The sequence below is a fragment of the Metabacillus schmidteae genome (assembly GCF_903166545.1).
In the GTDB taxonomy this organism is placed as follows: Bacteria; Bacillota; Bacilli; order Bacillales; family Bacillaceae; genus Metabacillus; species Metabacillus schmidteae.
In genome coordinates, this window is sequence record NZ_CAESCH010000001.1 from 742,871 (window position 1) to 766,399 (window position 23,529).

The 23,529-nt window shown below is 35.7% G+C and carries 23 protein-coding genes and 1 riboswitch; of the genes, 17 read left to right on the forward strand and 6 right to left on the reverse strand.

The features are described 5' to 3' along the window. Position 1: 1 nt before the first annotated feature. Positions 2–1,789 (forward strand): sensor histidine kinase, encoded by a 1,788-nt coding sequence (locus HWV59_RS03575; RefSeq protein ID WP_175638077.1) that lies wholly within the window; start codon positions 2–4, stop codon positions 1,787–1,789. A gap of 40 nt (positions 1,790–1,829) precedes the next feature. Here HWV59_RS03575 and HWV59_RS03580 read toward each other — a convergent pair whose 3' ends face one another. Beyond that, positions 1,830–3,506, reverse strand: coding sequence for a glutamine--tRNA ligase/YqeY domain fusion protein (locus HWV59_RS03580; RefSeq protein ID WP_175638078.1), 1,677 nt, complete (start codon positions 3,504–3,506; stop codon positions 1,830–1,832). 262 nt (positions 3,507–3,768) lie between these two features. On the opposite strand from HWV59_RS03580, the gene HWV59_RS27225 reads away from it, so the two are divergent. The 13 genes from HWV59_RS27225 (at position 3,769) to HWV59_RS03640 (ending at position 17,263) form a co-directional block, all read left to right on the forward strand. Continuing rightward, the gene (locus HWV59_RS27225; protein ID WP_268921744.1) at positions 3,769–3,894 is read left to right on the forward strand and encodes a hypothetical protein; all 126 of its coding nucleotides are present in this window, start codon (positions 3,769–3,771) and stop codon (positions 3,892–3,894) included. A 174-nt stretch (positions 3,895–4,068) separates the two neighbouring features. Next, positions 4,069–4,180: riboswitch (SAM riboswitch) on the forward strand. 133 nt (positions 4,181–4,313) lie between these two features. After that, on the forward strand, positions 4,314–5,441 hold the full coding sequence (locus HWV59_RS03585; protein WP_175638079.1) for a sugar ABC transporter substrate-binding protein: 1,128 nt from the start codon (positions 4,314–4,316) through the stop codon (positions 5,439–5,441). 120 nt (positions 5,442–5,561) lie between these two features. Next, positions 5,562–7,067, forward strand: a complete 1,506-nt coding sequence (locus tag HWV59_RS03590; RefSeq protein WP_175638080.1) for a sugar ABC transporter ATP-binding protein — start codon at positions 5,562–5,564, stop codon at positions 7,065–7,067. 1 nt (position 7,068) lies between these two features. Beyond that, complete coding sequence (locus tag HWV59_RS03595) at positions 7,069–8,073, forward strand: ABC transporter permease (RefSeq protein ID WP_102230997.1); 1,005 nt, start codon at positions 7,069–7,071, stop codon at positions 8,071–8,073. Positions 8,074–8,242: 169 nt separating this feature from the next. Next, positions 8,243–9,268, forward strand: coding sequence for a LytTR family transcriptional regulator DNA-binding domain-containing protein (locus HWV59_RS03600; RefSeq protein ID WP_102230996.1), 1,026 nt, complete (start codon positions 8,243–8,245; stop codon positions 9,266–9,268). A 129-nt stretch (positions 9,269–9,397) separates the two neighbouring features. Then, positions 9,398–10,246 (forward strand): ABC transporter ATP-binding protein, encoded by an 849-nt coding sequence (locus tag HWV59_RS03605; RefSeq protein ID WP_102230995.1) that lies wholly within the window; start codon positions 9,398–9,400, stop codon positions 10,244–10,246. Continuing rightward, the gene (locus HWV59_RS03610; RefSeq protein WP_102230994.1) at positions 10,243–10,950 is read left to right on the forward strand and encodes an ABC transporter permease; all 708 of its coding nucleotides are present in this window, start codon (positions 10,243–10,245) and stop codon (positions 10,948–10,950) included. Before HWV59_RS03605 ends, HWV59_RS03610 begins: the two co-directional genes overlap by 4 nt. Positions 10,951–11,012: 62 nt before the next feature. Next, positions 11,013–11,567 carry a thioredoxin family protein gene (locus tag HWV59_RS03615; protein ID WP_175638081.1) on the forward strand — a complete coding sequence of 185 codons (555 nt, stop codon included), beginning with the start codon at positions 11,013–11,015 and terminating at the stop codon, positions 11,565–11,567. A 400-nt stretch (positions 11,568–11,967) separates the two neighbouring features. Continuing rightward, a complete protein-coding gene (locus HWV59_RS03620) occupies positions 11,968–12,795 on the forward strand; it encodes a basic amino acid ABC transporter substrate-binding protein (protein ID WP_175638082.1) in 828 nt (275 codons plus the stop codon). A 307-nt stretch (positions 12,796–13,102) separates the two neighbouring features. After that, on the forward strand, positions 13,103–13,759 hold the full coding sequence (locus HWV59_RS03625; protein ID WP_102230991.1) for an amino acid ABC transporter permease: 657 nt from the start codon (positions 13,103–13,105) through the stop codon (positions 13,757–13,759). Further along, on the forward strand, positions 13,756–14,478 hold the full coding sequence (locus HWV59_RS03630; RefSeq protein ID WP_102230990.1) for an amino acid ABC transporter ATP-binding protein: 723 nt from the start codon (positions 13,756–13,758) through the stop codon (positions 14,476–14,478). The genes HWV59_RS03625 and HWV59_RS03630 overlap by 4 nt, the downstream gene beginning before the upstream one ends. A gap of 295 nt (positions 14,479–14,773) precedes the next feature. Beyond that, complete coding sequence (locus tag HWV59_RS03635; protein ID WP_175638083.1) at positions 14,774–16,135, forward strand: aspartate kinase; 1,362 nt, start codon at positions 14,774–14,776, stop codon at positions 16,133–16,135. A 153-nt stretch (positions 16,136–16,288) separates the two neighbouring features. Next, on the forward strand, positions 16,289–17,263 hold the full coding sequence (locus HWV59_RS03640) for a carbohydrate kinase family protein (RefSeq protein WP_175638084.1): 975 nt from the start codon (positions 16,289–16,291) through the stop codon (positions 17,261–17,263). A gap of 53 nt (positions 17,264–17,316) precedes the next feature. Here the strand turns inward: HWV59_RS03640 and HWV59_RS03645 are convergent, their stop codons facing one another. Next, the gene (locus HWV59_RS03645) at positions 17,317–17,454 is read right to left on the reverse strand and encodes a hypothetical protein (protein ID WP_175638085.1); all 138 of its coding nucleotides are present in this window, start codon (positions 17,452–17,454) and stop codon (positions 17,317–17,319) included. Between the two features lie 14 nt (positions 17,455–17,468). Beyond that, the gene (locus tag HWV59_RS03650) at positions 17,469–17,693 is read right to left on the reverse strand and encodes a hypothetical protein (protein WP_102230987.1); all 225 of its coding nucleotides are present in this window, start codon (positions 17,691–17,693) and stop codon (positions 17,469–17,471) included. Positions 17,694–18,017: 324 nt separating this feature from the next. Between HWV59_RS03650 and HWV59_RS03655 the strand changes: the two genes are divergently transcribed. The 3 genes from HWV59_RS03655 to HWV59_RS03665 all read left to right on the forward strand — a co-directional run bounded on the left by HWV59_RS03655 (position 18,018) and on the right by HWV59_RS03665 (position 20,098). Continuing rightward, on the forward strand, positions 18,018–18,716 hold the full coding sequence (locus HWV59_RS03655; protein WP_175638086.1) for a Na-translocating system protein MpsC family protein: 699 nt from the start codon (positions 18,018–18,020) through the stop codon (positions 18,714–18,716). A gap of 258 nt (positions 18,717–18,974) precedes the next feature. Next, positions 18,975–19,367, forward strand: a complete 393-nt coding sequence (locus HWV59_RS03660) for a hypothetical protein (protein ID WP_102230985.1) — start codon at positions 18,975–18,977, stop codon at positions 19,365–19,367. Positions 19,368–19,414: 47 nt separating this feature from the next. Beyond that, complete coding sequence (locus HWV59_RS03665) at positions 19,415–20,098, forward strand: Na-translocating system protein MpsC family protein (RefSeq protein WP_175638087.1); 684 nt, start codon at positions 19,415–19,417, stop codon at positions 20,096–20,098. A gap of 87 nt (positions 20,099–20,185) precedes the next feature. Here the strand turns inward: HWV59_RS03665 and HWV59_RS27365 are convergent, their stop codons facing one another. The 3 genes from HWV59_RS27365 to HWV59_RS03680 form a co-directional block, all read right to left on the reverse strand. Next, positions 20,186–21,385: a 3D domain-containing protein gene (locus tag HWV59_RS27365; RefSeq protein WP_102230983.1), complete on the reverse strand. Its 1,200-nt coding sequence runs from the start codon at positions 21,383–21,385 to the stop codon at positions 20,186–20,188. Between the two features lie 166 nt (positions 21,386–21,551). Then, positions 21,552–22,793: an MFS transporter gene (locus tag HWV59_RS03675; RefSeq protein WP_102230982.1), complete on the reverse strand. Its 1,242-nt coding sequence runs from the start codon at positions 22,791–22,793 to the stop codon at positions 21,552–21,554. A 131-nt stretch (positions 22,794–22,924) separates the two neighbouring features. After that, a complete protein-coding gene (locus HWV59_RS03680) occupies positions 22,925–23,467 on the reverse strand; it encodes a CBO0543 family protein (protein ID WP_102230981.1) in 543 nt (180 codons plus the stop codon). Positions 23,468–23,529: the final 62 nt, after the last annotated feature.

The window sequence follows — 23,529 nt, forward strand, 5'->3', positions numbered from 1 at the left end:
TGTGAGAAAACTACTGAAACATATGTCATTTCGTACGAAATTTCTCTCAATCCTTCTTATCTTAACATTTCTATTAAGCGGTTTTTCCTATATCCTTGTACAATCAATCGAAGCAGTTCAAGAAGTGAGTAGTAAAATAGAGGAGAAGAACATCCCTGAAGTCTATTGGCTTACTCAATGGGATAAAGAACTAGCTGTAAAAGAACAGCTTGTCAGTGAATATCTGGAGAAAAATCTATGCTGTGATTTTGTAGAAGTCTATCAAAATGAAGAACAAATTAACAACATTGATAATCCTCCTGATATTCCATCTTCCTTAACTAGCATTGAGCAAGGAATTGAATTGCTTGATTTTATGGTTATGAATAATATTGATGGCTTATTAGCGTTTGAAGAGTATGATGAGGCGTCTGAGTTTGTGGAATTAATGTACTTACCCCAACTTATCGATCTAAGGGAAGACATAAATGAAGCAAAGGAACAAGCGTTTACAAAGTTTAGTGCCCATTCAAATGAGTTTTCCAACATTATTACAAATTCCCTCTGGCTTTTAATAATAATTACCATAGGTGCTATTTGTTTGTCTATAATAGCAGCATATCGAATAAGTGCGAATTTGACGAAGCCAATAGAAACAATGGTCGATAAAGTTGACCAAATTGCTAATGGTGAGTATGGACTAACCCTTCCACCTTTAAACCAGGTTGAATTTGAAGAATTGACGAATTCTATTAATCAAATGTCCAAGAGCTTGAAAGAATCATTTACAACAATTCTTAATGATAAGATGTATCGTGAGCAAATAGTTAATTCTCTGCCAATTGGGATTATTACAATGAATGATGATTTATCAGAGCTCAAAATTAATAGAGCAGCTGCTGAAATTTTACAATATAATGAAGACCAGATAAGTAATTTGGTTACGGATCAAAGTGATGATGAAAATGAACATTTTTGGAGTAGCTTAACTCTGCATTCAAACTTTAACCATAGAAAGGTTACATATAAAGCGGGGAGAGAAAACAAAGTCCTGCTCGTATCTCAAACAGAAATGCGCAATCATCAATGTCAGGTTATTGGAAGAATTATTAACTTTGTTGACATGACAGAAACAGAAGAACTTGAAAGAAGAATATATCAATCTGAAAAGTTAGCCATTGTTGGAGAAATAGCCGCAGGTGCTGCACATGAAATTCGCAATCCTTTAGCTGTTGTTCAAGGCTTCTTATCCTTGATGAATCAATCACTGGGAGATAAAGAAAAGGGCCAATATCATATGGCTCTGCTGATGAAGGAACTTGACAGGATTAACAGTATCATTGAGGAAATGTTACTATTATCCAAACCCGGAGCTCCTATTAAAAAAGATATAAGCCTTCAGCATGTATTAGAAGAGTTTTTGCCATTGATTATTGATTCCTCTGAAAATATAAAAATTAACATTAACTTGATGGATAAGGCTATACCGATTGATCCAAAGCAAATGAAGCAGGTTTTTCATAATCTTGTTCGCAACAGTATTGAAGCAATGGGTGGTAAAGGAGAAATACATATCTATTCACAAATAATAAAAAAATATTTTCACATTTACCTAAAAGATAGCGGTCCGGGAATTCCATCTGATTTACAGGAAAAGATTTTTGAACCATTTACGAGCTCGAAGGATGATGGAACCGGCTTAGGCTTAATGATCGTAAAAAGAATTGTCGAAAACCATGATGGTTATATTTCAATATATGATACATCTTCAGACGGTACAACTTTCTTAATTGGGCTTCCATTATCATAAAAGAAGATGGCTTTTACGCCATCTTCTTTTTATATAGACATTATTTTAATTTGAAAGAACTTTTTAATGATACAATTCTATTGAATACCGCTTTTTCCTCAGTGGTATGCTTTGGATCAACATTAAAATAACCATGACGGAAAAATTGGAATTTATCTTGTGGTTTAACGTCTTCCATATTCGGTTCAATAAAGCCTTGTAAAACTTCAAGGGAGTTTTCATTTACATAATCAAGGAATGTTTTTTCCTCAGATTCGACCTCTTCCTCAACTTCCTCGTTTTCTTGTTTATCAAGAATAAGTGGCTCATATAAACGAAACTCAGCAGGTAGGGCATGCTTTGCATCAACCCAGTGTAATGTTCCTTTTACTTTACGACCTGTAAAGCCGGTACCACTTTTTGTTTCCGGGTCATAGGTACAATGAATCTCAATCACATTTCCATCTTCATCTTTAATGACATCTTCACATTTAATGAAATAAGCGTGTTTTAGCCTTACTTCATTTCCAGGAAACAGGCGGAAATATTTTTTAGGGGGATTTTCCATAAAGTCCTCTTGCTCAATGTAAATTTCACGTGAGAACGGGATTTGTCTTGTTCCCATCTCAGGTACTTCAGGGTTAATCTCTGCCTCAAGCATTTCCACTTGGTCTTCGGGATAATTTGTAATGACAACTTTTAACGGCTTCAAGATTCCCATTGTTCGAGGAGCTTGAAGTTTTAAGTCTTCACGAACAAAATGTTCAAGCATTGCTTCATCTGCTGTAGCAACTCCTTTTGAAACACCAGTCTCTTTTACAAACTCACGAATGGCTTTTGGTGTATATCCTTTTCTTCGTAGGCCGGATATCGTTGGCATACGAGGATCATCCCATCCATCAACAAATTTTTCATCAACAAGTTGTTTTAACTTACGCTTACTCATCACCGTATTTGTAATACCTAAACGGCCAAATTCTATTTGTTGAGGTTTATGCTCCATTTCACATTCTTCAATAACCCAGTTGTAAAGAGGGCGTTGATCCTCAAACTCTGTTGTACATAAAGAATGTGTAATCCCTTCAATAGCATCTTCCAGTGGATGTGCAAAAGCATACATTGGATAGATGCACCACTTATCACCTGTATTATGATGTGATGCATGTGAAACACGGTAGATAACAGGGTCACGTAAATTGATGTTAGGTGATGACATATCAATTTTTGCACGAAGGACTTTTTCGCCATTACCGAATTCTCCATTACGCATACGTTCAAATAAATCGAGGTTTTCCTCAATTGAACGATTTCGGTATGGACTTTCCTTACCAGGCGCAGTCAAGGTTCCTCGATATTCTCTAATTTCATCTGCTGTTAAATCATCTACATAGGCTTTTCCTTTTTTTATAAGTAAAACAGCGCGATTGTACATTTCTTCAAAATAATTGGAAGCAAAGAATAAACCATCCCATTCGTAGCCTAACCAAGCTACATCTTCTTTAATTGATTCAACATATTCTGTATCTTCTTTTAAAGGATTTGTATCATCAAAACGTAAATTTGTTTTTCCGTTAAATTCATCTGCTAAACCAAAGTTAATGACAATCGATTTTGCATGACCAATATGGAGATAACCATTTGGTTCCGGTGGGAAGCGAGTGTACACATAGTCTCGTTTTCCTGTCTCAAGATCCTCTTTAATAATGCTTTTAATAAAGTTTGAGGAATTGTGTTCCAAATCAGATCAAACCTTTCTTTTATATGTAAGAATAAATTCTACCCTTCATTATACCAATAGATGATCAAAAGGTTAATTTACTTGGTGTATTTATTTGTAATAGTATATATATTTGCATTATGAATCAATCTGTATACAAGAATTAGTTGAAAAGATAGGCTGCTTTCGTATTTCGTAAATAAGGTTATATTGAATAACTAATTAGGTGTATGCATCCCAACCATTTGTCGCAAAATAACAAAGTCTGGTAGGAGGTGAAAGTATGCCGAATAGAAACGATAATAAATTTAGAAAAATTGAATCTGAAAGTCAAAAACAAGGTAAATCTCAGGAAGAATATGCTGAAGAGTTAGCGAACAACAAAATGAAAGCACAGAAAAGAAAATAATCATTTAAAGAGGCGAGCTTAGCTGCTTGCCTTTGTTTATTTATCAGGAATGTAAGCCTTTTTTATAATAATATAATTAATTTTGATATTATAAATATTCAAATAATAGTTGACATTCATTCTATACGGGATTAAAGTAAATGTATTGTTATTTTACTTAATCGCATAAAACATCTCTTATCAAGAGTGGCAGAGGGACTGGCCCGATGATGCCCGGCAACCGTTCTATTTTTAAATAGAATTGGTGCTAATTCCTGCAAAGCATAACAGCTTTGAAAGATAAGAGAGGAGACTCCTATTATTGTGGTGAAACCTCTCTGTCTTAAGAGAGGTTTTTTGTTGTTCAAGACTCGACAATAGAGAAATAGAGTTGGACAAAAGTAAAGCAAATTCTATTAAATGAGGGGAGCAATGCAGCTATGAGAAACAAACTTTTTAACACATTCTTTATTTTGGCGGTAGTATTTACAGTATTTGTTTCAGGTTGTGCGTCTAGTAATGGTGGAACAAATGAATCAACAAAAGCAAAGGGAAATCCTGAGGTATCACTCGACAATGTACCAGAAAGATTTAAAGATGGTGAAGAGGTAAAAATTAAAGTAATCCGTAAAATTGGCGGAGATGATCATACAGCTCAATTTTTAGCAGGAGCTAAAGAAGAAGGGGAAGCTTTAGGCTTCCAGGTTGATGTATTCACTGCAAATGGTGATACAGCAAAATTCCATGATGCGATCGCACAAGGACTTGAAGAAGATTATGATGGCTTTATCATTTCTCATGGTGATGATGAAGCAACAATTAACGCCGTTCAAAAATTAGTTGACGCAGGAAAAAGTGTAGTAACATTTGACTCAATTGATGGACTATCAAAAATTAATGGCGTGACATTAACTTCACAGGATGATGAAGCATTAGCAAAATTAGCTTTAGATCAATTAGTAAAAGATACAAAAGGTGAAGCGAATATCGTATACCTATGGGTTGACGGCTTCCCTCCTATGGTAAGAAGAAATGCAGTTTATCAAGATGTGTTAACCAATAATACAGGAATTAAAGAGGTAGAACGCTTCGGTATTGCTTCTGCAGATACATCAGTTCAAACTCAAAACGCTGTTGCATCTATGCTTAATAAGCATCCAAAAGGTGAAATTGATGCAATCTTTGCAACTTGGGATGCATTTGCAATCGGTGCTGCACGTGCTATTAAAGAAGCTGGAAGAGATGAAATTAAAATATATGGTATTGATGTTTCAAATGCAGATCTTCAAGAAATGCAAAATGAAGACAGCTCATGGAATTACACAGCAGCAGTTGATCCGAAGCTTATCGGTGCAGTGGATATGAGAATCCTTGCGAAAAAACTTGTTGGTGAAGAAACACCTGAAACATATAATCTTGAAGCTTCACTTATTTCACAAGAAGCGTTACTTCAATCGAATGAGCCAATTAATATGGTGAATTTAGCTGACACTGTGGAAGGTTGGGGTCAGTCAGATGCATTTGAAGAAGAGTGGATGAAAACATTAAAAGAATACTATAAGAAGTAATAATCTAAAGTAGAGGATGGATGAAAAAAATCCTCCTCTCTCCTTTTCTCCTCTAGTAAACCTTCATTATATGAACTCCCATTAACTAAGAATAAGATTCAAAAGGAAGGAGGAAGAACAATGAGCACATCTGTATTAAGTATGAAAGAAATTTCAATAGAGTTTCCCGGAGTAAAGGCACTTGACGCTGTTCACTTTACGATGAAAAGTGGTACAACCCATGCATTAATAGGAGCAAATGGTGCGGGGAAGTCGACTCTTATGAAGGTATTATCAGGTTCTTACAATCATTATACAGGACAGATCGTTATAGACGATAAAGAAGTGGCTATTAAAGATCCTAAGGATGCCCAAATACAAGGTATTCAAATTGTACATCAGGAAGTGGATACAGCGCTTATCCCATATTTAACAGTTGGAGAGAACATTATGCTCACCAAAACAGTAAGTGGAATGGGGAAGAAGCAATTCATTCGCTGGAAGCAAATCCATCAACAAGCAACTGAGATTTTAAATAGCCTAAATATAAGAGTGTCATCTAAAAAACTCGTTAGTGAACTAACTCTTGCAGAAAAACAGATGGTGTTGATTGCCAGAACAGTTTCATCAGAATGTAAATTTCTTATTTTAGATGAGCCAACAGCACCATTAAGTCATGCTGAGACAAAGGATCTGTTCAGGATTGTACGTGATTTAAAGGCTAAAGGTGTTGGGATTATCTTTATATCACACCGTTTACCTGAAATTTTTGAGATTTGTGATGAAATTACAATCATGAGAAATGGAAAGCTTGTCACACATGAGCTTATTCGCGAAACAACTCCTAATAAAGTAATCGAAAACATGCTTGGTAGAGAGTTAGAGGAGCAGTTTCCAGAGAGAACATTTCAACTGGGCGAGTCCATCCTCGAGGTCAACAACCTTTTCGATGGTGAGAAACTCACAGATATTTCCTTGAACATAAGACAAGGTGAAATTATCGGAATTGCAGGCTTAGTAGGAGCAGGTAAAACCGAGTTATGTAAAACCCTATTTGGTGAGAAGAAACTTACATCAGGCGAAATAAGACTTCGAGGTAAAAAGTTGAAGATAGCAAATCCTTATCAAGCAGTTAAGCAAGGTATAGCCTTGGTTCCAGAAGAGAGACGTAAAGAAGGGATTCTGGTAGAGGAATCGGTTGTAACAAATCTAACCGCTGCAAATTTGGGAACCTTCACAAGTCCTCTTAGCTTTGTAAAGCGAAAAGCAGAAAAGCAACAAGCTGTTGAACTTATTAACAGTCTTGGAATAAAAACACCATCTGAAGAAACAAAAGTAAAGAATCTATCTGGTGGAAATCAACAGAAAATAGCTATAGGTAAGTGGCTGATTACAGATGCTGATGTTTATATCTTTGATGAACCTACAAAAGGAGTAGATGTAGGGGCAAAGAAGGATATTTTTGAACTCATATGTGAATTGGCAAGAAGAGGAAAGGCCATTATCTATGCCTCTTCAGAATTAGCCGAAATTATCGGAATTACGAATCGCTTATATGTTTTATACGACGGTAAGATCGTAAAAGAAGTAAATACAGATGTCACGAACGAAGAAGACCTATTATTTTATTCAACAGGAGGCAACTGAGATGACTGAAGTAAATCCTAATCCTGTGCAAACAAAAGAAGCAAAACGATCATTTGATCTCTTTCAGTTTTTGTATAAATATGGAACAATTTTAACGATCTTTATTCTTATCATTGTGTTTGCAGTTTCTAATCCTAGTTTTATCCAAGGCAATAATATTATTAATATTCTACGATCAATATCAATTGTAACGATTATCGCTATCGGAATTACGATCTCTCTTTCTGTAAATGGATTTGACTTATCTGTAGGATCTGTCGCATCATTATCAAATGCAATTGTTATTTCTATGTTCGTTTGGTTCTCACAGAACACGCTCATTGCGATTTTCTCTGCTATTATTGCGTCATTATTAGTTGGGGTTCTAAATTCTTTTATTATTGTAAAATTAAAAGTTCCTGATATGCTCATAACCCTTGCCACAATGTTTATTGTTCAAGGGATTGCCCTAACCTATACAAAAGGTGCTACAGTATCACAAAACATGGTTATGCCTGATGGAACATTTGCAACAGGTCTTATTAGTCCGGTTTTTGAGCATATTGGACAAGTACCGTGGATTATCGTCATTATGGTGATCGTTGTGATTGCAGTTCACATCTTTCTAACGTACACAAAGCATGGCCGTTATATGTATGTAATTGGCGGAAATATTGAAGCGGCAAGATTATCAGGAATTCCTGTAAATAAATATAAAGTAGCTGCTTATCTTTTATCAGCTCTTTTTGCATCAATCGGAGGAATCGTACTGGCATCAAGAGTTATGACTGCGGAGATCAATGCTGGAGCACCTTATTTAATGGATTCAGTTGCTGCAGCATTTATTGGATTTTCTGTGCTTGGGGCAGGAAAGCCAAATGCCTTTGGAACATTTGTCGGGGCTGTCTTAATCGGTATTTTACAAAACGGACTTGTCATGATGTCAGTACCTTATTATGCAATGGATATTGTCAAGGGAACAGTTTTGGCATTTGCACTTGCTCTTACTTATTACAAACAAAAATAGTTAAAAAGCCGCTGAGTTCAAAATCAGCGGCTTTTTTCTTTGTGTGTAAAAATATGTGAAAATCATCGACAAATTATTTGTATATTTCCCAGGAAAGGAATTTTTCTATGAATTTTAGACAAGCATTGCGTTATAATTGGAAATAATTGAAATAGTTAGGATGGAAGCTATGAATATATTATCAATTCATGATTTGGAAAGGCATGAAGGCAATGCAGTAATCTTTCCTCCCTTTAGTTTGACAGTCAGTGCGGGAAATGCTGTTGCTATTCATACGAATATGAGTGTGCAGAAACTATTAATGGATATGTTGTTAGGGGACCTTCCTATTTTGACAGGAGCAATAAAGGTAAATGATATAAATATTTCATCATCAAAAAAACAATACTTACAACATATTGGAGTTGTTGCTTTAAACGATGGCTTATATGAAAGGTTAACAGTAAAAGAGTATCTAGTTTTTTATAAAAAATTGTATGATTCTAAGATTGATCTAGGACAGATTTTACAATCTATTCAATTGGAAGAAAAGAAGAATACGAAAATTGGGAAGCTTAGTTTTTCAGAGAAACGAAGAGTACACCTCGGCAATTTGCTGCTAAAACCGGCATCTCTTTATATATTAGAGGAACCTGATCAAAACACTGATTTGGAAACGAAAAGAGTTCTCAATCGTATCGTTCAGCAGCTTTTGAGCAAAGAAAAAGCTGTTGTGATGTTAACTGGGAATATGGAAAGTGCATTGGCTGTTACCGACAACGTATACCGTTTAGATGGTTCAGGTCTTTATAAGCTAGATGTAACTGCAGATGAAGCTGAAAAGGATGTAGAGACGGAGGTAGTGTTTCAACCTGTGAGGTTTGAAAAAATACCAACAAAAGTGAATGATAAAATTGTTTTATTTGATCCTCCTGAAATAGATTATATTGAGAGTGGAGAGGGTCAATCACAGCTTTTTATTAAAGGGGAAGTCTATCCAAGTATGTTCACGCTGAATGAGTTGGAGGAGCGCCTGCAGCCATTCGGCTTTTTCCGCTGTCATCGTTCCTATATTGTTAACTTGCAAAAGGTTAGGGAAGTTGTGACATGGACGAGAAATAGCTTTACACTTATATTGAATGACCCAAATAAATCCTCTGTTCCTCTTTCCAAAACAAAAATGGCGGAATTAAAAGGGATGCTTGGGTTAAAATAGTGCTCCATTCGCGGTGAATATGCGCCTCATGCTGGTTAATTTACTCCTTTCACTGACAATTTAATGCAACATAAAGATTCCTTCTATATGATGAAGTCAAATCACAAAATGCAATGCAGGAGGATGGCAATGGAAAATATAATCGAAGTGAAGTCATTGGCAAAACTGTTCGGTAATCAGCGTGCTCTAGAGGATGTTTCATTTGGAGTGAAAAAAGGAGAAGTATTTGGTTTTCTCGGACCGAGCGGATCAGGGAAGACGACAACAATCAAAATTTTAACTGCACAGCTGGCGCAAACAGACGGAGATGCACTTGTGTTCGGTAATCCAGCCGGACAATTAAAGAACCCGATGAATCGAAAGAAAATCGGGATTATAACGGACAACAGCGGTTTGTATGAACGCTTATCAATCTATGACAATTTAAAACTATATTGCGGGCTTTATGATGTTAGCCTATCAAGAATAGACGAAGTGCTCGAGATGGTTAATTTAAAGGCGGAAAGTAAAAAGGTAGTCTCAAAGCTTTCAAAAGGAATGCTGCAGAGAGTGACGCTCGCACGTGCATTTCTTCATAAACCGGAGCTGCTGTTCTTAGATGAACCTACTTCCGCTCTCGACCCTGTCAATTCCCGTCATATTTATCGCGGCTTACAGGAGCTGAGGGATAATGGCACAACGATCTTTCTAACAACTCACGATATGAATGAAGCCGAACTTTTATGTGATCGTGTAGCATTTCTCCATAATGGCTCCATTCAGCTAATTGGACCGCCGAAGGAGCTGCGCAAGAGCTATTCTGATCATACATTGACTGTTGAATTAACGGACGGTACAACAGAGGTTATTTCAAAAGGAGAAGACGGTGCGGAAGCTTTGTACCGATTCATGTCAGAAAATAGAGTAGTTTCAGTCAATACAAACGAACCAACCTTAGGTGACATATTTGTTGAGATAACAGGGAGGAAATTATCATGACATTTTCATTTAAAAGAACGTTAGCTATCTTTCAAAAGGATTATAAAGATATTTCGAAAAACATGTATGTTTCCTTTACTGCAATTATCCCGTTATTTATGGCACTTCTCTACGGTTCACAAGGGGAAATGACGATTGATATGCAATATATCATTATTAATATGACGTTATCTCTCGTTGCTGCGTTTATTCAATGTTCACTTATTGCTGAAGAAAAGGAAAAGAACACATTACGCGGGTTAATGCTCTCACCGGCCAGTACAGTAGAAATCCTGACTGGTAAGGGGATGCTGACATTCTTAGCGACGATTTTTATAATTGCCGTTTCCTGTCTTTTAATTGACTACAAGCCGAAAAATATCGCGGTCATCGCAGTAGCAATTGGTTTGTCTACTTTGTTTTACATCGGTTTAGGAACCTTCCTTGGTTTGATGACAAAATCAGTCATGGAAGCTTCGGTTATCATTATGCCCTTTTTCTTTCTGTTTACGTTCAGTTCTTATGCTTTATTACTAGTTGAAAAGTTTCCTATCTTAAAGGCTGTAGAGTATATGCCAAATTCGCAGCTTGTTGAACTGGCCGGGACAGTAGAATCCGGTGCAGGCTTTGCTGATGTATGGAGCCATCTATTAGTCATTAGCATTTGGACTGTGGCGATCTTTTTCCTTGCTTATCGTATTTTTAAGAAACGTATGATGGATTAAGATGTTTGAAAAAAGCATGGCAAGCCTCTAAAATGAGATTATAAAAAGGAGGTATCTTTGGAATGGATTTGCTTGATTGGTACAATAATGGCTTGACGAAAGAAGCTTATGTAAATGGAATGCAAGTGAACAAATCAGAAATGACGGGAATTTATGAAAAGTTCTCACTAAATGAAACACATAAAAGTCGCTTAGCTCCATTAAGAGATAAAGGTTTAAAAGTAATTGTCCTAACAGAAGACTGGTGTGGTGATGCCATGCTGAATAATCCGGTCCTACTTAGAATAGCTGAAGAAATTGGGATGGAGGTTCGGTTTGTCCTTCGTGATTCGAATTTAGAGCTGATGGATCAATATTTAACAAATGGTACATCTCGGGCGATTCCAATTTTTATTTTCTTAAGTAGCGATGGTGAGGAAATCGCAGTATGGGGTCCTCGTGCAGCTAAAATGCAGGAGCTCGTGATGGAAGAGAGAAGTAAATTGCCTTCGAAAGAAGATCCGTCTTTCTCTGAAAAACAGACTGCAATGTACAAAAAAATCACATCCGCTTATCAGGAAACTCCTGATTATTGGGATATAGTGGCAGAAAGTATTATTGAAAAATTAACAGCATAAGAAAAAAGCTGGCAGAATTTAATTCTGTCAGCTTTTTTCGTTTAATAATTGCTTAAACCTGAGTATTATTTTTGAAGCTTGAATACTTATTTGAATAAATATTAGTGGTTTTATACGTGAGAATTAAAACGTGGAATATTAATCTATGGAATATTATCTTACATATCAATGGACAGATCTATAAAGGATCTTAAAATATAAGAGAGAGATATTAGATCTTAATGTTTTTTTGAAAATAAATCTATTCTAATAAAAGGATTTTATACATGATTATGCATTTATATACATCGATGATGGAGTGTATATACAAATGAAAAATATGCATATTTAAATTTAGATATGACTATGTATTTTACATAGTCATAAAAAATTAATAGATAAATAGCTAAGGGGGAGCAAAATGAAAAAAGGTTTATTAACTTTTATGTTGGTTTTCGCATTTATGTTATTATTATCTGCTTGTGGTAGTAGTCAGGAAACAGCTAGTGGAGAAGGTAGTGAGTCAGGTAAAACAGAAGAAAAGAAAACATTACGAGTAGTAACAGATGCTGCATATGCACCATTTGAGTATCAGGATAAAGGAGAAATCGTTGGATTTGATATAGACTTTGTAGAAGCGGTAGCAAAGGAAGCTGGTTATGAGGTCGAAATAACAAATGTAGGTTGGGATCCACTATTTGTTGAGATAAAAGATCAAATTGCTGATTTTGGCGTTTCTGCTATTACGATCAATGATGATCGCAAAGAAACATATGACTTTTCCGTTCCCTATTTTCTTTCGACAAATAAAATCTTAGTTCCGGAAGGCAGTGATATAAGTTCCGCCGAGGATTTAAAGAATAAAGTGGTGGCTGTACAGGCTGGAACAACTGGTCAAGAAGCTGTTGAAGGAATCTTGGGAAAAAACAATAAGAATATGAAACAATTTGAAAATAATAACTTAGCGATAATGGAACTTACTAGCGGTGGAGCAGATGCAGTTGTGGCTGATAACACGGTAGTTGAAGAATATGTGAAAAATAATCCTGATCAAAAGCTCGTTGTTATAGAAGATAAGGATAGTTTTGAAGCTGAATATTATGGGCTTATGTTTCCAAAAGGTAGTGAATTAAAGGCTGATTTTGATGAAGCCATTAATAATGTTTTAGATAATGGAACTTATGGAGAGATCTATAATGATTGGTTCGGTTCAGATCCGGATGTAGAAAATTTAAAGGCACAGCAATAACAAAGTGATTTCTCAATGATGATGGAAAAAATCGTAAGAGTCGTCCTGCTGGCAACTATATAGATTGATTGTTTATGGTATTCACTTATTCGGTGTGAGGGCTTTTCTCTAAGAGCCATCCTCTTTTTTGTAAGATCAGAAAGTATAAATTTTGTACGTAGTTTTAGTGTCTAGCTCCAGGCGCCATCGGCTCTAGGGTCTAGGCAAATAGGAATAGAAGGTAAAGAGCACCTTCTATTCCTATTCAGCTTATGCTTGTCGCTGAATGCTTAGCGCCTTGCGCTTTTCTTAGTTTGGAGGGATAAAAATGGATTTTCGTTTTGATATTATTATAGAATATGGACCTTTTTTGTTAAAAGGGACATTGCTAACCATTGGTTTATCGTTGGCGGGAATTCTTTTAGGGACGATTCTTGGTCTTGGAATTGGATTAGGGAAAATGGTGAACAACCAATTGGTAGCGCTTCCTTTTAAGGCGTATATTACATTTTTCCGCGGGACACCGCTATTTGTACAAATTTTATTAGTTCATTTTGGGGTAGTACCATTTTTTACAGGTGAAACAAACGGAATTATCGCTGCCATAATTGCCCTCTCTTTAAATGCTGCTGCGTATATAGCCGAAATTTTTCGAGGTGGTATCCAATCAATTGATCGGGGACAAATGGAGGCGGCTCGTTCACTTGGGATGAATCATGTTCAAGCGATGACACATGTAGTTCTGCCGCAGGCATTTAAACGAATGATCCCCCCATTTGGGAATGAGTTTATCGTATTAATAAAAGAATCATCTCTCGCAGCCGTTGTTGCAGCACCAGAAATTATGTACTGGGGTCGTGCTATGTCATCCCAATACTATCGAGTGTGGGAGCCATATTTAACAGTAGCCGTCATTTACTTGATATTAACATTATCACTAAGCTTCTTACTGAATAAGCTTGAAAGAAGGTTGAAGACAGAATGATTATAGTAAAACAATTGAAAAAATCGTTTGGAGCTAACGAAGTGCTGAAGGATATCAATGTTATCATTAAGCAACAAGAAGTTGTAGTGGTTATCGGTCCATCCGGATCAGGTAAATCTACATTTTTACGTTGCCTTAATCTACTGGAACCTGTTTCAGGCGGACAAGTAATGATTGACGGAGTTGACTTAACAGATAAGAAGACGAACCTTAATAAGATTCGTGAAGAAGTTGGAATGGTTTTTCAGCAATTCAATCTCTTTCCTCATAAAACTGTATTAGAAAATATCACAATGGCACCAATTAAAGTGAAAAAAATGAAGGAAGAAACTGCAAAGGATATTGCTCTAATGCTTCTTAAAAAGGTAGGTCTATCTGAAAAAGCTAATGCTTATCCAAGTTCATTGTCAGGTGGGCAGAAGCAGCGTGTGGCGATCGCACGTGCTCTGGCCATGGAACCTAAAATTATGTTGTTCGATGAACCGACTTCAGCCTTAGACCCAGAAATGGTCGGAGAGGTGCTTGAGGTAATGAAGCAGCTTGCCGGAGAGGGAATGACAATGGTAGTCGTTACACATGAAATGGGCTTTGCAAAGGAAGTAGGAGATCGTGTTATCTTTATGGATGGTGGCTATATTGTGGAGGAAAATGTACCGGAGCAATTATTTGACCATCCACAGCATCAAAGAACAAAGGCTTTTTTAAGTAAGGTATTATGATGCTCGAAAATAATATACCTGGAATAGTGAAAAGGGAGACGCTTTTTGGTCTCCCTTTTATTCTTTATTAAAGGCTGTATGTAAAAAAGACATCAACATCAGCCATTCTTGGTGGCAGGGAGAAGGAGATTTGAGGTTATACTATGAATAATGTATGGAATTCAGACCATCTTAGTGTCTAATCAAGAGAGACATTTGTTCATTGTAAAAAGAAAACCCTTGATTATTTGAAGAAAACAGAGGATAATAGTGATTAAAATTTGACTGAAAATTTTAAATAGTAGGAGATGTGGAAATGAAAGTTGTAAAGTTCGGTGGTTCCTCTTTAGCTTCAGGTGAACAACTAAAAAAAGTATTGAATATCGTTGTGTCAGACCCAACTCGAAAAGTGGTTGTTGTATCTGCTCCGGGAAAGCGATATTCAGATGATATAAAGGTAACAGATTTACTTATCGAATGTGCGGAAAAACATTTAGCAAATGAAAATGCTGACGGAGTATTTGATACCATTATTGAAAGGTATGCAAGTATTGTAAAGGAATTATCGATTCCTTATGACATTATTGAAACCATTTCAAATGACTTAAAGACATTATTAGCAGGTGACAAAAGTAAGCCTGAAAGCTATCTTGATGCAGTTAAAGCCAGTGGGGAGGATAATAATGCAAAGTTAATTGCAGCCTTCTTCCAGCATAGCGGTCTTAATGCAGAGTATGTGAATCCAAAAGATGCAGGTTTACTTGTATCAGATGAGCCGGGAAATGCTCAGGTTCTACCTGAATCGTATGAAAATTTATATAAACTTCGTGAAAAAGAAGGAATTGTTGTTTTCCCAGGGTTCTTCGGTTACAACAAAAAAGGTGAAGTATTAACATTCTCAAGAAGCGGGTCAGATATTACAGGATCAATTTTAGCTAACGGTATCAAGGCTGACCTGTATGAAAACTTCACAGATGTTGATGCGGTATATTCAGTTAATCCAACGTTTGTTCAAAATCCTAAGGAGATTAGCGAACTAACATACCGTGAAATGCGTGAACTTTCATACGCCGGGTTTTCGGTTTTCCATGATGAAGCTTTAATCCCTGCATTTAGAGCAGGCATTCCTGTTAATGTGAAAAACACGAATAACCCTTCAGCACCAGGTACAAGAATCGTAAATGAAAGGTCAAATTCTAATGGACCTGTTATTGGGATTGCAAGTGATAAAGGCTTTTGCAGTATTTATGTAAGTAAATATTTAATGAACCGAGAGATTGGGTTTGGGCGCAGACTGTTACAAATTTTAGAGGATTACGGTTTAACATACGAGCATGTTCCATCCGGTATTGATGATGTAACAGTTATTTTACGACAAGATCAGATGGATGAAGCACTTGAAGCGAAAATAACAGATCGCATTATGACGGAACTGCATGCAGATGAAGTGATCATCGAACACAATCTTGTATTAATTATGGTTGTTGGTGAAGGGATGCGTCACAATGTTGGAACAACAGCTCGTGCAGCAAAAGCTCTTGCACATGCAGGGGTAAATATTGAAATGATTAATCAAGGCTCTTCAGAGGTTAGCATGATGTTCGGAGTAAAAGAGCCTCAAGAAAAGATTGCTGTTCAAGCGATATATAATGAATTCTTTGTTGCGGTACCAGTTTAAAAAGATTTATGGAGAAGGGATAGTCTATTAAGTACATATATACTGTGCTTTTGGAACTGTCCCTTTAATGATTTGCCTATTATTTATAGAGAAAGAAAGTTTGTGTATACTTACATTAATAGTTTATACATATATATTTGAGGTGAAGATGAAATGTCAAGATTATATTCAATTGGAGAGGTTTTAATTGATTTCATTCCGGCTCAAAAAGGAGTTGCACTAAAAGATGTAGTTTCGTTTGAGCGGGCTCCGGGTGGCGCACCTGCAAATGTTGCAGCAGCAGTTGCGAAAGCAGGTGGACAAGCGTCAATGATAACAAAGCTGGGTGAAGATGCGTTTGGTGATTTCTTAATTGATACGTTGAACAATGTGGGTGTCAACACAGAGCATGTTGTAAGAACGAAAAAAGCGAATACAGCTCTTGCCTTTGTATCACTCAAAGAAGATGGGGAGAGAGATTTTTCATTTTATCGTAACCCTTCAGCAGATCTTTTGCTATCTGAGGATGAGATAGAAGATAACTGGTTTCATGAAGGAGATATTCTTCACTTTTGTTCTGTTGACTTAGTCGAAAGTCCAATGAAACAGGCACATGTAAAGGCGATAAAATCGGCAAAGGAAAAGGGAGCTATCATTAGCTTTGACCCTAATGTACGACTGCCATTATGGGAAAGTGAAAAAGAGTGTCAAGCGACGATTAGAGAATTTCTTCCTCAAGCTCATTTAGTGAAGATATCTGATGAAGAGCTGGAGTTTGTTACAGGTATTAAGGATGAAAAAGAGGCAATACATTCATTATTTACTGGTGAAGTAAAAGCGGTCATTTTTACAAAAGGTCCAGAAGGGGCTACTCTTTATATAAAGGAAGAAAGTTTTGCATCAACAGGTTACAAGGTTTCTGTTCAGGATACAACTGGTGCTGGTGATGCATTTATTGGCGGATTCTTATATAAATTACTAGAAAAAAATGCAACAATTACTAATTTGGAATCACTTTTAAAACAAGAGCATGATGATATCTTATCCTACGCAAATGCAAGTGGTGCCCTTACAACAACAGGTAAAGGAGCAATCTCTGCTATTCCGACGAAACAAGAAATATATAAGTTCATTGAGAAGCAGAAGTGAAGTTATAATTTGTTATGTGGGACAGTCCAGATAAAATAGGACTGTCCTAAAGTCTATTCAATCGTATTCGTTGTATTTTTCATGGATTTCCCTTTAAATTTATTTTGCTTGTTTAATTTTAGATTTTGAGAACGTAACCGATTTGCCGGCATATTATTATTTGGTGCTGCTTGCTCATTCCAATCACCCATAGAGGTTCCTCCTTTTACTCTTCCATTTTTTTACCCCTCATGATTTTTTCAAATGCTGCCATCGAGGGATCCTGCTTAATCTCTTGATCAAAAGGGTTCTTTTCCTGTTTAAATTCAGGGTCAGCATTTAGGGTTATTCCTACCTGTGAACCAGCCGTTGATAAGGAATCATTAATAATGGATTCTTGTTTCCCATCTTGATGTGGAGTTACTTCTGAATGTTGATTCCTACTGTCCATATCATCACCTCAATATGTTAATAAGTACAATCTTATGTTTTCACTGAATGAAAGAACTATACGAACTATAAGAACTGCAAGTAAATTGTTGCGTAGTCTTTAGAATAATGTTACTATTTATAAGACTAATTTCTTGCTGTTATTAGTTAATATAATAAAGACTATACAATTCCCAATTAATACATATAAATAAATAAAACCTTTTACGGTAAATGGAAGAACCTATTCTTAAAATAGTCTGTCTTTCCATGGCCTAACTTCTATTTTTGAAGTTAGGCCTTTTTGTTTTTAATAGAAAATGCTCTACTTTTAGGGGGAACATGAATGAAAAATACAAATAGTTACTACCAGGAAGACCTCCTTCTCCTTAGTAGTACCTTAAGTAAGATATTAAAACGAAGGTTTGGAAAAGGACCTGAGATGTGCTATGTCACTTTACACTCAAATAGATTAATAGTTTTTATACGAAAATATATCACTCCTTCTGAAGAAGTATTATTAAAGAAAGATTACATAAATTTGGCCTATAAATTCCGATCTGCAGTAATGGAGGAAGTTGTTGATGAATTCACTAAAGAGGTGGAAAAATCTCTGGGAATAAGACTTGATTCCTATTTTGAGGATTGGAACTTTAGCAGGAACACGGGAATGATGATCTTTGAAAATAGCCTTTCGAAGGATTGGGCAGCTACAGCCATACAACCTGCTTTAAAAGAAAAGCTTTTTGAAGGTCTAAATTTGATAAGTTATGAAATTTATAAGGCACCAACAAGTATGGAAGTCATTAAAATTAATCAAAACATATATGCTGTTGAAAGTCGAGGCACAATATTAAAGATGGAGAAAATCTTATATAAGAAAGGCTATCTAGAGATATTACAAGAACATTCAAATGATATTAAAAATGCTTATTTTCAACAAAAGGAAAAATTTGATTCAATCTTTGAAACAAAAGTCGAGGATTTATTTTTGTTTTGGGATTACAAAGATAACAGAAGTTATATCTTTTTCTATTTACATTAAAAAAACACATATTTACAATCACATCGATTTTCTATATCATTATGATAAAGGGAAAAGAAGCTATATCTTTTCTATAAAACGATTTATTTATAAAAAATAACTATAGCTTTTTGAAGACATTTAAATGATCTTGGTAGTAATGCTTTAGAATAGATAGCTAAACATAAGCCAAAATAGCAAAAAGACCGTTTTCTTTTTGCTATTTTGGCTTTTTATGTTTGGGGAATTAAATGGGGGTTCACTAAGGGTGGTGAAGCAATGGAACAAAGTTATGAATATTCACAGTCATTAAAGGTGTTAACTAAAATGACACCTGTTAAGTTAAGTGAAATTTGTGATCTACTAAAAGAAATAATTGAAATCTTTCAACATCATAATAGTAAGGAAGAAAAACACATCATTGAAATAAAAAATAATATTTCCGATCTGTATAATTTATTGGAGCAGAGCATGTTGTTATTAAATGATGTCATAATAGAAAAACAGCTATTAATAGATTTGGTCGTTTCAATTATCGAGTTTCTTTGCAATATAATGAAGGAGTTGGAAATACTACAAGGAAAGCTTGATTTCATTCCTATATCTCATCAACTTAAAATGAAGTATCGACTAGTCTATTTACATATGATCATAAAAGAAATAATAGCATAAATATAAAATATACTAAGACTGTATCATAAGGAAAAAAGGTGAGATGAATGAATCAAGAAATATTAAATTCAATTAGCAGCTTCACAAGTAAAGTCCTAAGAAAAAATTTTGGAAAAGGTCCAAAATTATGTCAATCCACCTTATGTGACCGGTATCTTGTTGTTTATATTAGAGGGTTCATATCACCTATGGAGGAAGTGCTCATTGGGCAAGGACATAGAAATCAGGTTGATAAAGCTAGAACAGTTATTATTAAACATGTCATTGAGGAATTAAAAGGAGTAGTAGAGATATCATTGGATCGAGATGTGGATGACTATTATCATGATTGGAATTTTCCAAACAATTCAGGAATGATCATGTTTGTACTAGATGAACCTGTTGGTATTGAGTGTAACCCGGAAGAGAAGGTAAATCTGAAGCAGTTGGAATCGGAAGTAGCCAGGATTAGTCTTCTAGTAGAAAAAGTTCCAAATCAAATACGGGTATATCCATTATCTAAATCGGTTTATTTAATTGAAAGAATGGGAATTTTAATCCCTATTGAGAAATCTCTTATCCAAAAGGGCTTTGCAGATGAATTGAGAATAACAAAGGATGAATTAGAGAAAAGCTACTTCCATCGAGATGGTAAATTCGAAGAAATTTTTAAAGTTAATGTTAGGGATATTTTTATTGATTGGAATTTTAAAGAGGATAAATCTTTTATGGCATTTATCTTAAATCATTAAGCTGATGGAGGTTTATTTATAAACAAAAGGATAGATAAGCCAGAATGAATTCTGGTTTATCTATCCCTTCGTTGCACTAACTTAAAGTTAGTCCAATATAATAATTTTAACTGTTTTTCGTCCCCATTGGAGTGCTTTTGAACTTGAAGGCATTAAAACATCTATTTTATGTCCAATAATAGCTCCACCTGTATCACCTGCAATGGCAACACCGTATCCTTCTACCCAAACCTTTGAGCCAAGAGGAATGACGCCCGGATCAACAGCGATAAGCTTCATATTTGGATTCTTTTTAATATTATAACCGAGATAAGTCAAATCACTTTTTGTATCTTCGTGACTATATGCAGTCGCTGATACATATAATTCTTTTCCGGATTTAGAAGAAGTGTCAGTGTCTTTTTTACTGTTACTTGTCTGGCTTTTAGCTTTGGAAGTTGAGGGTGGAGGAGCAACTGTTTGTTGTACCACAGCTTCTTCCTTTGCTTTTTTAGCTTTAGCCAATTCAACTGCTCTTGCTTTTGCAGCTTCTTCTTCCTTTTTAATCTGACTTTGTATCGTACTTATTTTAGATTGAATTGTTGATTTTTCTTTTTCTGCTAGAGTAATTTCCTTTGATAGTGATTGATATTTTCCTTGTAAGGCAACAAGTGCCTGATTTCTTTGTACGCGCTTTTGTTCAAGTTCTGCTCTTTTTGTTTCTAATTCAGCCTGTTGGGAAACGAGAAGTTGTTCCTGTTTATCAATTTCTTTTTTTTCTTCTTCAATTTGCTGAATATCTGCTTGTTGTTGTTCGACAATATTTTGATCAGCATCTAATATTGTTGCAACTGCTCCAACACGTTCAAAGAAGTTACCGATGCTTTCTGAATTAACAAGAGTATCAATAACGATTGATGTACGATCACTATGCTGAAGAGCGACTAAACGCTTCTCCATAATGTCTTCCCGAGCATATACCTTGTCCTGGAGAAGAACAATTTCTTCTTTCTTTTGTTCGATCAATTTTTGGATATCGGTTATTTTTGTTTCAACAGTGGCTAGGCTCTGTTCACTGCTTGAAATTTCCTGATCAAGAGCTTGTACATTTTGTTGAATGGTATTCACTTCTTCATTTACTGCTTGCTGTTCTTTTTCCTTTTGAAGAATGGTTTGTTGATTCTGCTCTAGCTGTTCATTCGCACGATTTAACGTGTCATTTGTTGATTCTGCTTTTGCCACATATGTAATAGGTAAGGATAATAGAAGTATTCCGATTGTGGCAATGGTTTGTTTCAAAGCTCGCATAAAGCAACCCCTTTCTCATCTATCTAGTTATAACACAGAAATATGTCTCGTAGGTTACAAATAGATTAAAAGTTCTGGTAATTTATGTAAGTAAAACTACTATTTTCAAATTTAAAAAGGACACTTTCCATATTTTATGGAAAGTGTCCTTTTTTGGAACTGTTTGTTAGTTTGCTTGTTGCCACTCAGTTAATTTATGATCTGTAGGTAGTAGAAATGCTAGTATTCCAAGTAATGGTAATAAAGCAACTCCGATCATGGTTGTAGTTAATCCGATCCAATCGATTAATGCACCAAGTGCAACTGAACCGATTGCTCCCATGCCGAAAGCTAAACCTACTGTTAAGCCTGACATTGTTCCAATCTTACCGGGCACCAGTTCTTGCGCATATACCACTGTAACTGAAAAGCTGGACATCAAAATGATTCCAATTAGTGCAAGAATAATAATTGATAAAGTTGATCCTACAAAGGGGAGTAGTATGGAAAGCGGGGCTGTTGCAAGCAAGGAAATAAGGATCACTGTACGTTTTCCAAAACGATCAGCTAACGGCCCCCCAAGAAACGTTCCGACAGCACCCATCAGTAAAAAAGTAAAAATATAAATTTGGGAACTGGCAATCGTCAATTCGTATTTATTTATCGCAAAGAACGCATAAAAATTGGATATAGCACTGACATACCATGAACGGGCAAAAATCAAAAAGATAATAATAATTAATGCATTTCTGATTGACTTTGATAATCCTTTTTTACCGGTATTCTTATTTACTTTTGTTTTTTTCATAGCTTCAATCACTTTTAATTTACGAGAATACCAGTTTGCAATATAAAATAAAAATCCAACTGCCAGAGCAGCAACAACAGTAAACCAAATCGCTCCAAATTGACCGAGAGGAACAAGTATTAACGCTGTAATTAATGGAGCAAGTGCCTGCCCGCTATTTCCGCCAACTTGGTAAATCGATTGAGCTAATCCTCTTCGATTCCCTGCAGCCAAATAGGCAACCCGAGAGCCTTCCGGATGGAATATCGCAGATCCTAACCCAATAAAAATAACGGATAAAAGAATCGTTAAGAATGATGGAGCAAAGGCTAAGCCCAACACGCCCAACATGCTGCTTGTTAATCCGATTGGCAAGGCATAAGGCATCGGCTTTTTATCAGTGTAGAGACCAACGACAGGTTGCATGACAGATGAGACCATATTCAAGGCAAAAGCAATGAGTCCAAGTTGTGTAAACGTAAGTCCCATTGATTCTTCCAGAATTGGAAACATAGCAGGGATAACTGACTGAATACTGTCATTTAAAAGATGACAGAGACCAATAATGAATAGAATGTTGTAAACAGTACCTGTTTCTTGTTGATAGGAAGCAGGTTTTTTTTGAATGGATGCGGTTGACATGGATTTTTTCTCCCTTTTGTAAAATTGTTTCGATGTGCGAAATAGATCTAATATTCATATTATTGTCATCAGTTGGAAAAAATTCAAGTGAAAAAATATATAGTTTCGGGAAAAAGGTGAAATACATGTATTTAGCTTTCTGTTCTTAATTTGCAAATTTTATCAACTATGACTTTAATAAAAGAAGATAACAGGATATAGATAGGAAATGAATATAGGTTTGACCAACTTAATGGAAAGTAAATCCCCATATATATAGCTGCCGGTTCGAAAACAAAAGCGAATATGGCTGCTAAACAGACAGCAGCAATAAGAAATGAAGACCATTTTACAAAGTATTGATAAAGGAGCATAAAGAAAATGGAAATCATTAAATCAATGCATATGATCCTCGGGCCCCATGGTAATACCATTTTTGGATATTCCCAAAGTTGCAGCTCTCCTCCGAGAGTATCAAGAAGGCTGGCGATGTTAAAGGTAATTAGTCCATATAAAAGAATAGGGAAGATCCTGCTGTGGTCGAGTAGTCGAAGCCAGACGAGCAAAAGGATGAAAAGAAATATGAGTATAAACCACCACTGAAGGCTAAAAACAATTTCGTTTTTCCAGTAATACCACCGTAATGTAGAAATTTTCTCTTGAGCTTTCATAATATCTTGCATGGAAGGATTCATCATAAACCTCATTAAAATAAAATGGATTTTTATTGTTCTAATTTTTATTATTGATGATTATC